This is a genomic window from Streptomyces sp. WAC03905, from assembly GCF_057371075.1.
Genome location: NZ_JBXYDZ010000003.1, coordinates 4,642,009 through 4,654,152, shown reverse-complemented (window position 1 = coordinate 4,654,152; position 12,144 = coordinate 4,642,009). Strand labels below are relative to the sequence as shown.

General features: G+C 71.5%; 13 protein-coding genes. 5 read left to right on the top strand and 8 right to left on the bottom strand.

What is annotated here, in order from left to right; translation table 11 throughout:
* Window positions 1–35: 35 nt before the first annotated feature.
* From AC2RP6_RS23560 to mscL, 5 genes are all read left to right on the top strand, one after another.
* Window positions 36–347 (top strand): FmdB family zinc ribbon protein, encoded by a 312-nt coding sequence (locus AC2RP6_RS23560; protein WP_486447993.1) that lies wholly within the window; start codon window positions 36–38, stop codon window positions 345–347.
* A gap of 73 nt (window positions 348–420) precedes the next feature.
* Window positions 421–1,347: an S-methyl-5'-thioadenosine phosphorylase gene (locus AC2RP6_RS23555; RefSeq protein ID WP_486447992.1), complete on the top strand. Its 927-nt coding sequence runs from the start codon at window positions 421–423 to the stop codon at window positions 1,345–1,347.
* Between the two features lie 5 nt (window positions 1,348–1,352).
* Window positions 1,353–2,066 carry a carboxymuconolactone decarboxylase family protein gene (locus tag AC2RP6_RS23550; protein ID WP_486447991.1) on the top strand — a complete coding sequence of 238 codons (714 nt, stop codon included), beginning with the start codon at window positions 1,353–1,355 and terminating at the stop codon, window positions 2,064–2,066.
* A 127-nt stretch (window positions 2,067–2,193) separates the two neighbouring features.
* Window positions 2,194–2,775 carry a hypothetical protein gene (locus tag AC2RP6_RS23545; protein WP_486447990.1) on the top strand — a complete coding sequence of 194 codons (582 nt, stop codon included), beginning with the start codon at window positions 2,194–2,196 and terminating at the stop codon, window positions 2,773–2,775.
* 123 nt (window positions 2,776–2,898) lie between these two features.
* Window positions 2,899–3,396 carry a large conductance mechanosensitive channel protein MscL gene (gene mscL / locus AC2RP6_RS23540; RefSeq protein WP_486447989.1) on the top strand — a complete coding sequence of 166 codons (498 nt, stop codon included), beginning with the start codon at window positions 2,899–2,901 and terminating at the stop codon, window positions 3,394–3,396.
* Window positions 3,397–3,418: 22 nt separating this feature from the next.
* On the opposite strand, the gene AC2RP6_RS23535 is transcribed toward mscL, so the two are convergent.
* From AC2RP6_RS23535 to pflB, 8 genes are all read right to left on the bottom strand, one after another.
* On the bottom strand, window positions 3,419–3,631 hold the full coding sequence (locus AC2RP6_RS23535; protein ID WP_486447988.1) for a hypothetical protein: 213 nt from the start codon (window positions 3,629–3,631) through the stop codon (window positions 3,419–3,421).
* 42 nt (window positions 3,632–3,673) lie between these two features.
* Window positions 3,674–4,042: a hypothetical protein gene (locus tag AC2RP6_RS23530; protein WP_486447987.1), complete on the bottom strand. Its 369-nt coding sequence runs from the start codon at window positions 4,040–4,042 to the stop codon at window positions 3,674–3,676.
* Window positions 4,039–4,698, bottom strand: coding sequence for a QcrA and Rieske domain-containing protein (locus AC2RP6_RS23525; RefSeq protein WP_486447986.1), 660 nt, complete (start codon window positions 4,696–4,698; stop codon window positions 4,039–4,041). Before AC2RP6_RS23525 ends, AC2RP6_RS23530 begins: the two co-directional genes overlap by 4 nt.
* Entirely contained in the window at window positions 4,695–5,294 is a 600-nt protein-coding gene (locus AC2RP6_RS23520) for a 4Fe-4S dicluster domain-containing protein (RefSeq protein WP_443299424.1), read from the bottom strand. The genes AC2RP6_RS23525 and AC2RP6_RS23520 overlap by 4 nt, the downstream gene beginning before the upstream one ends.
* Window positions 5,295–5,300: 6 nt before the next feature.
* Window positions 5,301–7,631 carry a molybdopterin oxidoreductase family protein gene (locus AC2RP6_RS23515; RefSeq protein WP_486447985.1) on the bottom strand — a complete coding sequence of 777 codons (2,331 nt, stop codon included), beginning with the start codon at window positions 7,629–7,631 and terminating at the stop codon, window positions 5,301–5,303.
* Window positions 7,628–8,764, bottom strand: coding sequence for an MFS transporter (locus AC2RP6_RS23510; protein ID WP_486447984.1), 1,137 nt, complete (start codon window positions 8,762–8,764; stop codon window positions 7,628–7,630). The genes AC2RP6_RS23515 and AC2RP6_RS23510 overlap by 4 nt, the downstream gene beginning before the upstream one ends.
* Window positions 8,765–8,859: 95 nt before the next feature.
* Window positions 8,860–9,717 (bottom strand): pyruvate formate-lyase-activating protein, encoded by an 858-nt coding sequence (gene pflA / locus AC2RP6_RS23505; protein ID WP_486447983.1) that lies wholly within the window; start codon window positions 9,715–9,717, stop codon window positions 8,860–8,862.
* Window positions 9,718–9,737: 20 nt separating this feature from the next.
* Window positions 9,738–12,008: a formate C-acetyltransferase gene (gene pflB, locus AC2RP6_RS23500; RefSeq protein WP_486447982.1), complete on the bottom strand. Its 2,271-nt coding sequence runs from the start codon at window positions 12,006–12,008 to the stop codon at window positions 9,738–9,740.
* Window positions 12,009–12,144: the final 136 nt, after the last annotated feature.

Sequence of the window (12,144 nt, the reverse complement as noted above, 5' to 3'; positions counted from 1 at the left end):
AGCACTCATTGAGTGAGAGTGCCAGGAGGAAATTCGTGCCGACCTACCAGTACCAGTGCACCGAGTGCGGTCAGGGCCTTGAGGCCGTGCAGAAGTTCACCGATGACGCGCTGACCGTGTGCCCGAACTGCGACGGACGCCTGAAGAAGGTGTTCTCCGCGGTCGGCATCGTCTTCAAGGGCTCCGGTTTCTACCGGAACGACAGCCGCGGCGCCTCGTCGAGCAGCACCCCTGCATCGAAGCCCGCCTCCAGCTCGTCGTCGACCTCGACCTCGACCGCCGCTCCCGCCGCTTCGTCCTCCTCGACGTCGTCGAGCACGAGCAGCAGCTCCACGTCGGCCGCCTGACGCTCCTTCCCGAGGCCCCGCCCGCCCCCACCGGGCAGCGGGGCCTCAGGCATGCCCGGTTAGGGTGAGCGGCATGGTGAACGCAGAGATCGGTGTCATCGGCGGCTCGGGCTTCTACTCCTTCCTGGAGGACGTCTCCGAGGTCCGGGTGGAGACCCCGTACGGGCCTCCGAGCGACTCCCTGTACGTGGGCGAGCTGGCCGGCCGCTCGGTGGCCTTCCTGCCGCGGCACGGGCGCAGCCACACGGTTCCGCCGCACAGGATCAACTACCGGGCGAACCTCTGGGCCCTGCGCTCGGTCGGTGTCCGCCAGGTGCTCGGCCCGTGCGCGGTCGGGGGCCTGCGCGCCGAGTACGGGCCGGGCACGCTGCTCGTTCCCGACCAGCTGGTCGACCGTACGCAGACGCGCGTCCAGACCTACTTCGACGGCGTGCCGCTCCCGGACGGCTCGGTGCCGAACGTCGTGCACACCACCTTCGCCGACCCGTACTGCCCGGTGGGCCGGTCCGTGGCGGTGTCCGCGGCCCGCGGGCGGGACTGGGAGCCGGTGGACGGCGGCACCATGGTCGTGGTCGAGGGGCCGCGCTTCTCGACGCGCGCCGAGTCGCGCTGGTACGCCTCGGCCGGCTGGTCGGTGATCGGCATGACGGGGCACCCGGAGGCGATCCTCGCCCGTGAGCTGGGGCTCTGCTACACCTCGATGGCGCTGGTCACCGACCTGGACGCGGGCGCCGAGACCGGTGAGGGCGTCTCCCACACGGAGGTGCTGAAGGTGTTCGGCGAGAACGTCGGCCGGCTGCGCGAGGTGCTCTTCGACGCGGTGGCCGCGCTGCCGCCCACGCAGACCCGCGACTGCCTGTGCACGCACGCACTGGACGGCTGGGACCTGGGGATCGAGCTCCCCGTAGTCCGCTCCGTCGCACCGGGCCGTCACATCCGGGGCGGCTGTCCTGTCTTCCTCCGTGAAGGCCCAGTCGGGACAGACCGCTCCGGGAGATGACAGTCATGGCGCGTATCTCGCTCACCCCGCCCCGCACCCTGCTGAACCGCATCGGCGCCTGGTACTCGCGACGCACCTACGGCAAGGTGCTCGAACCGGGCCTGGCCTACGGGCACCACGCGGGCGTGCTGACGGCGTACGTCCGCCTGGAACAGCGGGCGGCGAAGTGGAACGCGCTGGACGCCGGCCTCAAGCACCTCGCCGTGATGGCGGCGGCGGCCCGCATCAACTGCTCGTGGTGCATGGACTTCGGCCACTGGGAGGGCCGTGGGCTGGGGCTGGCGGCGGAAAAGATCGAGCGGGTGCCGCGGTGGCGGGAGGCCCGCGAGGTCTTCAGTGAGCAGGAGCAGCTGGTCATGGAGTACGCCGAGGCCATGACGGAGACCGAGCCGGCGGTCACGGACGAGCTCGCGGCGGCGCTTCTCGCGCGGCTCGGGGAGGCGGCGTTCGTGGAGCTCACGGCGGTGGTCGCGCTGGAGAACTGGCGCTCGCGCGTCAACAGCGCCTTCGGCCTGACCGGTCAGGGCTTCTCGGAAGCCTGCCGGGTGCCGGACGGACGGCCGGCGCCGACGGGAGCGGGGACGTCGGGGGCGGGGGCGTCCGGGGCGGCGGGTGCGGGGACGTCGGGGGCCGGGGCGTCGGGGGCGGCGGGTGCGGGGGCGTCCGGTGCGGGGGCGTCGGGGACCGGGGCGTCGGGGGCGCTTCACTCCGGAGGGTGAGGGGGTTTTCCACAGGCTGGGGACCGTCCACAGGCGGGAGCGGGGGCGGGGGTGGAGGGCGGATCGTGGGATGTGTCCGGGCGGTGGGTCCGGGCACAGGAACTCACTCCGTCTGGTGGTGCTCGTCATGTCCCGTGCGTCGATGGTCCCTTCGTCCTCGTCCTGCTCCACGGCCCCGGCCGTCCCTGGCGCTCTGCCGTCGCGTCCGCTGCCCGTCTGCGCGGCCTCCTCCGCGTGTCCGCCCCGGCGTCCCGTGCCGCCGTTCCCGCCGCTGCGGGTGGGGCGGGGGGCGGGACGGCTGCGCCGGGCCGTGCGGCGCCGGCGGCGGGCCGTCTCGGCCGCCCTGGCCGTCGTGGCGGCGGCCCTGGCCGTGGGGGGTGCCGAGGCGCAGGCGTCGCGGGGGGCGCCGCCGCCCGTGGTGAAGCCGCCGCCCGCGGCCGCCGTGCGGACGGTGTCGGCGCCCGTACGCATCGCGGACGCCGCGACCGTGCGGCTGCTGCGGCCCGGGGACCGGGTCGACGTGGTCGCGGCGGAGCGGGCGCAGCCGCCCCGGGTGGTGGCGGCGGGGGCCAGGGTCGCCGAGGTCCCCGCCGTCGAGCAGGGTGGCGGGGACGGCGGCGCGCTGGTCGTGCTGTCCGTTCCGCGGGAGACCGCGCGGGTCCTGGTGGGGGCGGGCGCAACGACGCGGCTGGCGGTGACGTTGTGCTGATCCGCACGCACGATCAGTCAATTCACCTCAAAGTGATGGCCGATTGGACACACCTCGGCCGGACTGACGTAACTTTCGGAACCGTTGGCTCCGTGTTCGGCTCCTGTGTAGAAGGGCTCAGCGATGAGCGAGAAGAAGGAAAGCGTGCTGGCGGGCTTCAAGGCCTTCCTGATGCGCGGCAACGTGGTCGACCTGGCGGTGGCCGTGGTGATCGGCGCCGCGTTCACGAACATCGTGAACTCGGTGGTCAAGGGGATCATCAGCCCGGTGGTGGGCGCGGTGGGCACGAAGAGCCTGGACGGCTACAAGTCCTGCCTGAAGTCGCCCTGCGCCATCGGCCCCGACGGACAGCCGACCGGTGTCGAGATCCTCTGGGGGTCGGTGCTGAACGCCACGCTGACCTTCGTGATCACCGCTGCGGTCGTGTACTTCCTGATGGTGCTGCCGATGGCGAAGTACCTGGCCCGGCAGGAGGCGCGCCGCAAGGCCCGCGAGGGCGTCCAGGAGATCGTCGAGATCACCGAGCTGGAGGTCCTCAAGGAGATCCGGGACACCCTGGTCGCGCAGCGCGCGGGCGGCGGCGGGGTCGGCGGCCAGGCGGGTTCGCGCAACGGCTTCTGACCGGGCCGGCCGGGCCGGCCGGTCAGATGTGGTGCGGTGGCTTCTCGTCGAGGAAGCGGGCCAGGTCGGCAGCGCTTCCGCCGGTGGGCGGCCGCTCGCCCCAGCCGCGGTCGGTGTCGTCGGACGACTGCTGGTCCAGCGGGTCGTCGAAGTCGATCCGCGGCTTCGGCCGGGGCTGCCGGGCCTCGGGGGCGGGGCGCGGGGGCTGCGGCTCGGAGGCGGGGGTGCTGCTCATGCCTCCAGGGTACGGCCGCCCGGGGTGGTGGCCCGGCCGTGATCAGCGGTCCTTCGGGTCGATGAGCCACAGTCCGAGCACCACGAGGAACGACAGGATCAGGAATCCCGCTCCCCACCAGGCCGTCCCCGTGTTGCCCTCCATCCATTCGTTGACCGTGACGGTCAGCGCCCAGAGCTGTCCGACGACGACGGTGAGGGCCAGCACCAGACGGGCGTTCAGCTTCGAGGACCGCTCCGGCTCCTGCTCGGTGCCGGCGCCCGGGCCGGGGCCCGTGTGCCGGATCCGCGGGTCTCCGTAGCCGCTGGTGGGGCGGATCTGCGGATAGCGTTCCCGCACGGGCCGGTTCAGCCTCGGCTGGGCGCTGCCCGGTTGGTAGTCCGGGCGCGGGGGGATCGGCCGGTCGCTCATGTCCGCCCCCTCTGGTCCGCGGCGGCCCGGCCCGCGCCGGGGCAGCCGAGCTGCCGGGTCATCTCGGGGTGGGAATCGCCGAGCTGCCGGCACAGGGCCTCCCTGGCGGGCTCCCCGGAGCGGGCGGTGGCGATGGCCCACACGCTGCCGTCGGGCTGCTCGGTGAGGAAGATCCTGGGGAGCGGCCGGGGCGGCGGGCCGGCGGTCACCTCGCCGGAACGCGCGTCGAAGACGCCCTCGTGGCAGGGGCAGTACAGCTCGCCGTCGGCGCCCCGGTCCTCGCGCCAGAGCACGGCGCAGGCCAGGTGGGTGCAGACGGCGGAGTAGCCGACGAGGGTGCCGTCGGAGAGGCGGACGGCGAGGGCGCGGTCCTCGTCCCCCGGATAGCGGAAGGCGACCGACTCGCCCGGCAGCATCCGGTCGGCGACCTTCTTCGGCTCGGGCATCGAGTCGCTGTCGCCGTGCCGGTGCAGGATGCCGGCGGCGACGCCGACACCGCCGACGGCGAGGCCGCCGGAGACGGTGGCGACGATCCGCAGGTAGTCGCGGCGGGTGGTGAGGGAGTCGGCGCTGATCCGGTCCCGCAGCCGTGCGGCGGCCTCGTCGCCCGCGGGGTCCGGTCCCGGTGCGGGGGCGGGCTGTTCGGTGACGCTCATCGGACGTCGACTCCATTCACCTCTACGACGGGCAGGCCGCCGGGGACGGGCCACTGGACCTTGTCGGCGGGGACGACCATCGCCACTCCGGTGCTGACCATCACGTCGCCGAAGGCGAAGGAGTCGGCGACCTGGACCCCGGGGCGCTCCGCCTGGAGCTCTTCGAGGGTTCCGTAGAAGAGGGCGCCGGTGGGGCAGACGGTGGCGCACATCGGGGCGAGGCCGTAGGCGGTGCGGTCGTAGCAGAGGTTGCACTTCATCTGGAGCTTCGCCTGGAGGTCGATCTTCGGGACGCCGAAGGGGCAGGCGTTGACGCAGTTGGCACAGCCGATGCAGCGGGTGGTGTCGGCCTGCTGGACCACTCCGTCGGCGGTCACCAGGATCGCGTCGGCAGGGCAGACCTCGGCGCAGGGTGCGACCGGGTCCTCACAGTGCATGCAGACGGTCGGGAGGGAGGCGACGGACATGCCGGGGTCGGTGTAGTCCAGGTGGATCATCGACTTGCCGCGGTGGGAGTCGCATTCGCGACAGGCGGAGACGCAGGCCTGGCAGCCGATGCAGCGGCCCGGGTCGATGAAGATGGTGCGGCCCATCATGGCGGGTCAGCTCCTCTCCGCCGTGCCACGGCCCTGGGAGGACGTGGGGGGCAGGGGGTCGGTGCGGGAGACCTGGGCTGCGGGGTAGGCCTGGTGGCCCGGGGCGGTGGGCGGTGCGGGCACCTCGTCGATGGTGTCGGCGGGCTCGATCCGGGCGGCGCAGACCTTGTACTCGGGGATCTTCGAGCGGGGGTCGAGGGCGTCGATGGTCAGGGCGTTCGCGGCCGTCGGCACGGGCCAGTGGTACGGGATGAACACGGTGTCCGGGCGGATGGCCTCGGTGACCAGTGCGGGGAAGACCTCGCTGCCGCGGCGGGTGACGACCCGGACCGGGTCGCCGGTGCGGTAGCCGTGCGAGGGGTGGACCTCGACCCACGGGCGCGGGGTCTGTTCGACGAGGCCGCCCAGGCGGCGGGTCTGGTTGCCGGAGAGGAAGTGCGCCACGGTCCGGCCGGTGGTGAGGGAGAGGGGGTACTCCTCGGTGTAGGGGTCCATCGGCGCGTGCCACTCGACGACCTGCAGGTGGATTTTGCCGTCGGGGTGGTAGGTCCTGCCGCCCTCGAACAACCGGGGCGTGCCCGGGTGTTCGGTGCTGGGGCAGGGCCACATGATGCCGCCGGTCTCCTCCAGCCGTTCGTAGGTGATGCCGTAGTAGTCGTTGACCGTGCCGGCCGAGGCGACGCGGAGTTCCTCGAAGACCTCGCGGGAACCGGCGAAGTCGAACTTGTCGCCGGCGCCGAGGCGCCTGGCGAGTTCGCACATCACCCAGGTGTCGGTGCGCACTCCCGCCGGGGGCTCCTGGGCCTTGTTGTGCTTGACGACGCGGGCCTCGGTGTTGGCCATGACGCCCTCGTCCTCGGCCCAGACCGTGACGGGGAAGACGACGTGGGCGTTGGTGGCGGTCTCGGAGAGGAAGAAGTCGAACTGGGCGTGGAATTCGAGGGTGTCGTAGCCCTGCTTGACCGCGCCGTAGTTGGGGAGGGAGACGAAGGGGTTGTTGCAGATGCCGATCAGGCCGCGGATCTCCTGGCGCTGCATCTGCCAGACCATCTCCATCATGGAGGTTCCGGCGAGCGGGAGTTCGGACTCCTCGATGCCCCAGATCGCGCAGATCTGGCGGCGGTGTTCCTCGTTGGTGATGGAGCGGCCGCCGGGGAGGAGGTCGGCCTTCTGGCCGTGCTCGCGGCCGCCCTGGCCGTTGCCCTGACCGGTGATGGTGCCGTAGCCGGCGCCGGGCCTGCCGAGGTTCCCGGTGGCCACGCACATGTTGATGATCGACAGGCAGTTCTCGACGCCCTGGGAGTGGTGTTCGACCCCGCGGGCGTGGAAGGCCATGGCCTTGGCCGCTCCGCCGAACATCCGGGCCACCTGGACGATCTGCTCCGCGGGGACGCCGCAGATGCCGGCCGCGCGCTCGGGCGGGTAGTCCTGGACGGTCTTCCTGACCTCGTCCCAGCCGGTGGTGTGGGCGGCCAGGTACGCATCGTCGGTGAGCCCCTCGGCGACGATGACGTGGAGCACGGCGTTGAAGAACGCCGAGTCGGTGCCCGGCTTGAGGGCGACGTGCACGTCGGCGGTGCGGGCGACGGCCGTCTCCCGCGGGTCGACGACGATCAGGGAGGCGCCCCGGTCGCGGGCGCCCCAGAGGTACTGGGTCATGACGGGGAAGCACTCCCCCACGTTCGACCCGGCGATCAGCAGGCAGTCGGTGAGGAGGATGTCGGAGAAGGGGTTGGCGGCCCGGTCGATGCCGAAGGAGAGCTTGTTGGCGCCCGCGGCGCTGACCATGCACAGCCGGCCGTTGTAGTCGACGTGCCGGGTCTTGAGGGCGACCCGGGCGAACTTGCCGACCAGGTAGGTCTTCTCGGAGTAGAGGCTGGCGCCGCCGAGCAGACCGAAGGCGTCGTTGCCGTGGGCGCCCTGGATGCGCCGGATCTCGGAGACGGTGAAGTCCAGCGCCTCGTCCCAGGACACCTCCCGGAAGGTGTCCTCCCGGGAGCGGCGCATCAGCGGGGCGGTCAGCCGGTCGGGGTGGTTGACCTGCTGGTAGGCGTTGAGGCCCTTGGGGCACAGCCGCATCCGGTTGATGTCGTGGTTGCGGGGCTCCACGCCGAAGACCTTCCCGCCGGAGTCGACGCGCAGGTACATCCCGCACTGCACCCCGCAGAAGCAGCAGTGCGTGGGGACGAGGGTCTCGCCGTTCTGGTCGGCGTGCCACTGGTCGGCGGGGATGCCGCCCGCGTCGCGGAAGTTGCGGGTACCGGGCGGCGCGATCGAGGGGTCGAGCGGGATCGGCGCGGGCCGGGACGGAACCTGCGGAGGATCGGTCGCGGTCACTTGAACCCCTTCTTCACGTGGCTCAGGTAGGCGTTGCCGCGCAGGACCCGCTTGCAGCGCGGGCAGTATTCGACGAAGGCGTTGAAGTCGAGCTTCAGGTCCTGCATGGTGCCGCGCAGGTTCTCCACGTACGGGGTGGTGTCGACGGGCTCCCCGCAGCGCTTGCAGGCGAAGACCTCCTCGTCCTGCCGGGCGGTGTACTTGAAGAGCTGCATGCCGACGGCGGCCGGGCGCTGGACGATGTGGAAGAACTTCCCGAACGGGATGTAGATGAGGGTGAAGACCACCGACACCATGTGCAGGACGGCCAGGAACTCGTAGCCCCCGCCGTGCAGGAAGATCGACGAGAAGGTCAGCAGCAGCCCGGTCACCGAGATCACGATCAGGCAGATCAGCGGCAGCAGGTCGTAGGCGAAGCGCTGGCCGGTGATGGCGCCGCGGTCCTTCATCCTGCGCCACAGGAAGTAGCAGGCGCCGGGGATGACCAGCACCGCGGCGATGTCCAGGCCGTGGAACATCAGCCAGCCGACGATGTCCAGCGCGTTGAAGCCGAGGACCTTGAACCCCCAGATCCGCATCTCGTAGCCGGGGCCGGATCCGCTGTCGGAGGTGAAGGTGAACCATCCCCAGGTCAGCGGGAAGGTGATGAGGGCGGCCAGGATGCAGCCCCAGAAGATCAGCTGGTGGGCGATCCAGCGGGGGCGGGAGCGGGCGCCGAGGAACTTCTGGAAGCCGAGGTAGGTGGCGATCATCCTCGGCAGGGCGGTGGGGGCCCTGCGGAAGTTCTCGGCGGAGAAGAAACTGCCGAAGCCCTTGCGGAACAGCCGGCGGGCACCGGGTGCGGAGACCCAGACCGTGTACCGGTAGGCCACGCCGAAGGCCAGGAAGACGGTGGCGACGGCGTAGGGCAGCAGCGCCGAGTCGAAGTCCCTCAGCAGCCTGCTGCCCAGCACGATCGCGGCGATGAGCAGCAGTGACACGAGGGTGCCGGCCAGGGTGGCGCGCACGGCGACCGACCGTCGTGGGCCCGGTCCGGGCGGCGGCGGGACCGACTGGGTTTCCGTGGCCCCGGCGGCGTCTGCGGGCCCGGAGGGCGGGGGCGGGACGGCGAGGGCTTCTGATGGCTCGGGCACAGCCCCACGCTAGGTGATCTATACCGATTCAGCCCGTTGTGTGAGGTTTTGGAGTGAGCCGAACGAGGAGGGCCGGGGGACGGGGTCCGAGGGCCTCACACCGCTGTCAGGCCGCGTGCCTCGAAGACCGCCCGGGCCGCCGCCGTCTGCTGCGCCGTCGGCGGCGGGGTGTCGCGGAGGGTGAAGTCCATGCCGAGGGCCTGCCACTTGCCGGCGCCCAGGGTGTGGAAGGGCAGGACGTCGACCCGGGAGACGTTGCCGAGGGACCCGGCGAAGGCGGCGACGCCCTCGACGTTCTCCCGGGCGTCGGTCAGACCGGGCACCAGCACGAAGCGCACGTGCACCTCCTTTCCCAGGTCCGCGAGGCGCCGCGCGAAGTGGAGGGTGGGCTCCAGCGGGCGGCCGGTGACCCTGCGGTAGGTCTCGCGGTCCCAGGACTTGATGTCGAGCAGCACCAGGTCCACGTCGCGCAGCAGGGCGTCGGTGGCCCGGGCGCCGAGGAAGCCGGAGGTGTCCAGGGCGGTGTGCAGGCCCAGCTCGTGCTTCAGCCGGTGCAGCAGTTCGCCCGCGAAGACGGGCTGGAGGAGGGGTTCGCCCCCGGAGACGGTGGCTCCGCCGCCGGACGCGGCGATGAACCTGCCGTACTTGGCGGCCTCGGTGATGACGTCGTCCGCCGAGGTGCGCGTACCGGCTCGCATCCGCCAGGTGTCGGGGTTGTGGCAGTACAGGCAGGTCAGCGGGCAGCCGGCGAGGAAGGTGACGAAGCGGGTGCCCGGCCCGTCCACACCTGTGGACAGGTCCCAGGAGTGCACCGACCCCTCGCTGGGCCGCCGTGTCACGGCGGCGGCCGGGGTGGCGGCGGGGGTCGGGGGGTCGGCGGGGGTCGTGGCGCGGCGGACGGCGCCGGGGGCGGCGGTGGGGCGGGTGCTCGGGGAGCCGAGGAGGACGGTCATGGCGGGCACTCCTGTTCTGTCTACAGCGAGCCGTGGAAGGTGCGGCCCAGCACGTCGAGCTGCTGGTCCCGGGTCAGCCGGACGAAGTTCACCGCGTAGCCGCTGACGCGGATGGTCAGCTGGGGGTACTTCTCGGGGTGCTCCATGGCGTCGAGGAGCGTGTCGCGGTTCAGTACGTTCACGTTCATGTGGAAGCCGTCACCGGCCATGTACCCGTCCAGGACGCCCGCCAGGTTCGCGATCCGCTCCTGCGGGGTGCGGCCCAGCCCGTCGGGGGTGACGGTGCTGGTCAGGGAGATGCCGTCCTCGGCGTGCTCGTACGGCAGCTTCGCGACCGACAGGGCGGAGGCGACGTATCCGTGGGTGTCGCGGCCGTTCATCGGGTTGGCGCCCGGCGAGAACGGCTCGCCGGCGCGGCGTCCGTCCGGGGTGTTGCCGGTCTTCTTGCCGTAGACGACGTTGGAGGTGATGGTCAGCACGGACTGGGTGTGCTCGGCGCCGCGGTACGTCTCGTGGCGGCGCACCTTCCTCATGAACTCCTCGACGAGACGGACCGCGATGCCGTCGGCGCGGTCGTCGTTGTTGCCGTACGCCGGGTACGCGCCGTCGACGCGGTAGTCGACGGCGAGACCGCTCTCGTCGCGCACCGCGGTGACCCGGGCGTGCTTGATCGCGGACAGCGAGTCGGCGGCGACCGACAGCCCGGCGATGCCGCAGGCCATGGTCCGGCGCACGTCGCGGTCGTGCAGCGCCATCTCGAGGCGTTCGTAGGCGTACCGGTCGTGCATGTAGTGGATGACGTTCAGCGCGTGGACGTAGGTCGCGGCGAGCCATTCCATCTGCGCGTCGAACTTGGCCATGACCTCGTCGTGGTCCAGCACCTCGGAGGTGACGGGGCCGGTCTCGGGGCCGACCTGGACCCCGGACCGCTCGTCGCGGCCGCCGTTGATCGCGTAGAGGAGGGTCTTGGCGAGGTTCACCCGTGCCCCGAAGAACTGCATCTGCTTGCCGACCGGCATCGCCGAGACGCAGCACGCGATGGCGGTGTCGTCCCCGAACCGGGGGCGCATCAGCTCGTCGGACTCGTACTGCACCGAGGAGGTGTCGATGGACACGCGGGCGCAGAACTCCTTGAAGCCCCGCGGCAGCCGGGGCGACCAGAAGACCGTCATGTTCGGCTCGGGCGCCGGGCCGAGGTTGTAGAGGGTCTGGAGGTAGCGGAAAGAGGTCTTCGTGACCAGCGGCCGGCCGTCCTCGCCCATGCCGGCGATCGATTCGGTGACCCAGGTCGGGTCGCCGGAGAACAGCTCGTCGTACTCCGGGGTCCGCAGGAAGCGCACGATGCGGAGCTTGATGATGAAGTCGTCGACGAGTTCCTGGGCCTGCTCCTCGGTGAGGCGGCCGGCCTCGATGTCGCGCCGGAGGTAGACGTCGAGGAAGGTGGAGGTGCGGCCCAGCGACATGGCGGCGCCGTTCTGCTCCTTCACGGCCGCCAGGTAGGCGAAGTACAGCCACTGGACGGCCTCGCGGCCGGTGGCGGCCGGACGGGAGACGTCGTGACCGTAGGCGGCGGCCATCGCCTTGAGTTCGGCGAGCGCGCGGACCTGCTCGGCGAGCTCCTCGCGCAGCCGGATGGTCTCCTCCAGCGAACGGTGGCCCGCGGGGAAGGAGTTCAGCTCCTCCTTCTCCTGCTCCTTGAAGGCGATGAGCCGGTCGACGCCGTACAGGGCCACGCGCCGGTAGTCGCCGATGATGCGGCCGCGCCCGTAGGCGTCGGGCACACCGGTCACGACGCCGGCCTTGCGCGCGGCGCGGATCTCGGGGGTGTAGGCGTCGAAGACACCGGCGTTGTGTGTCTTGCGGTACTGCGTGAAGACCTTCTCCAGTTCCCCGGAGACCGGGTAGCCGTACGTCTCCAGGGCGCCGGCGACCATCCGCCAGCCGCCGTACGGCATGATCGCGCGCTTGAGCGGGGCGTCGGTCTGGAGGCCGACGATCAGCTCCTTGTCGCGGTCTATGTAGCCGGGGGCGTGCGCGGTGATCGTCGACGGGACGTCGTGGGCGACGTCGAGGACGCCCTTGCGGCGCTCCTCCGGGAACCTGTCGGTGATGGCCTTCCACACGGCGGTGGTGCGCTCGGTGGGGCCGGTGAGGAAGGAGTCGTCGCCCTCGTAGGGCGTGTAGTTCTGCTGGACGAAGTCGCGGACGTCGACGGCGTCGCGCCACAGCCCGCCCCGGAAGCCCTCCCAGGCCCCGCCGTTCGTCGTGGTCTGCTCGGGGGTGACCGTCATCGTCCGCACCTTCCATCGGCTTCTTCGCGTGCTTCCATTGCACGCCTTCTGATCGATCATTTGCGGCCGCGTTGGTCCCGAGCCGTGGACCGGAGGTCCTGACGATTCCGGCCACTGCCGCATCGCTCCGGCTCTG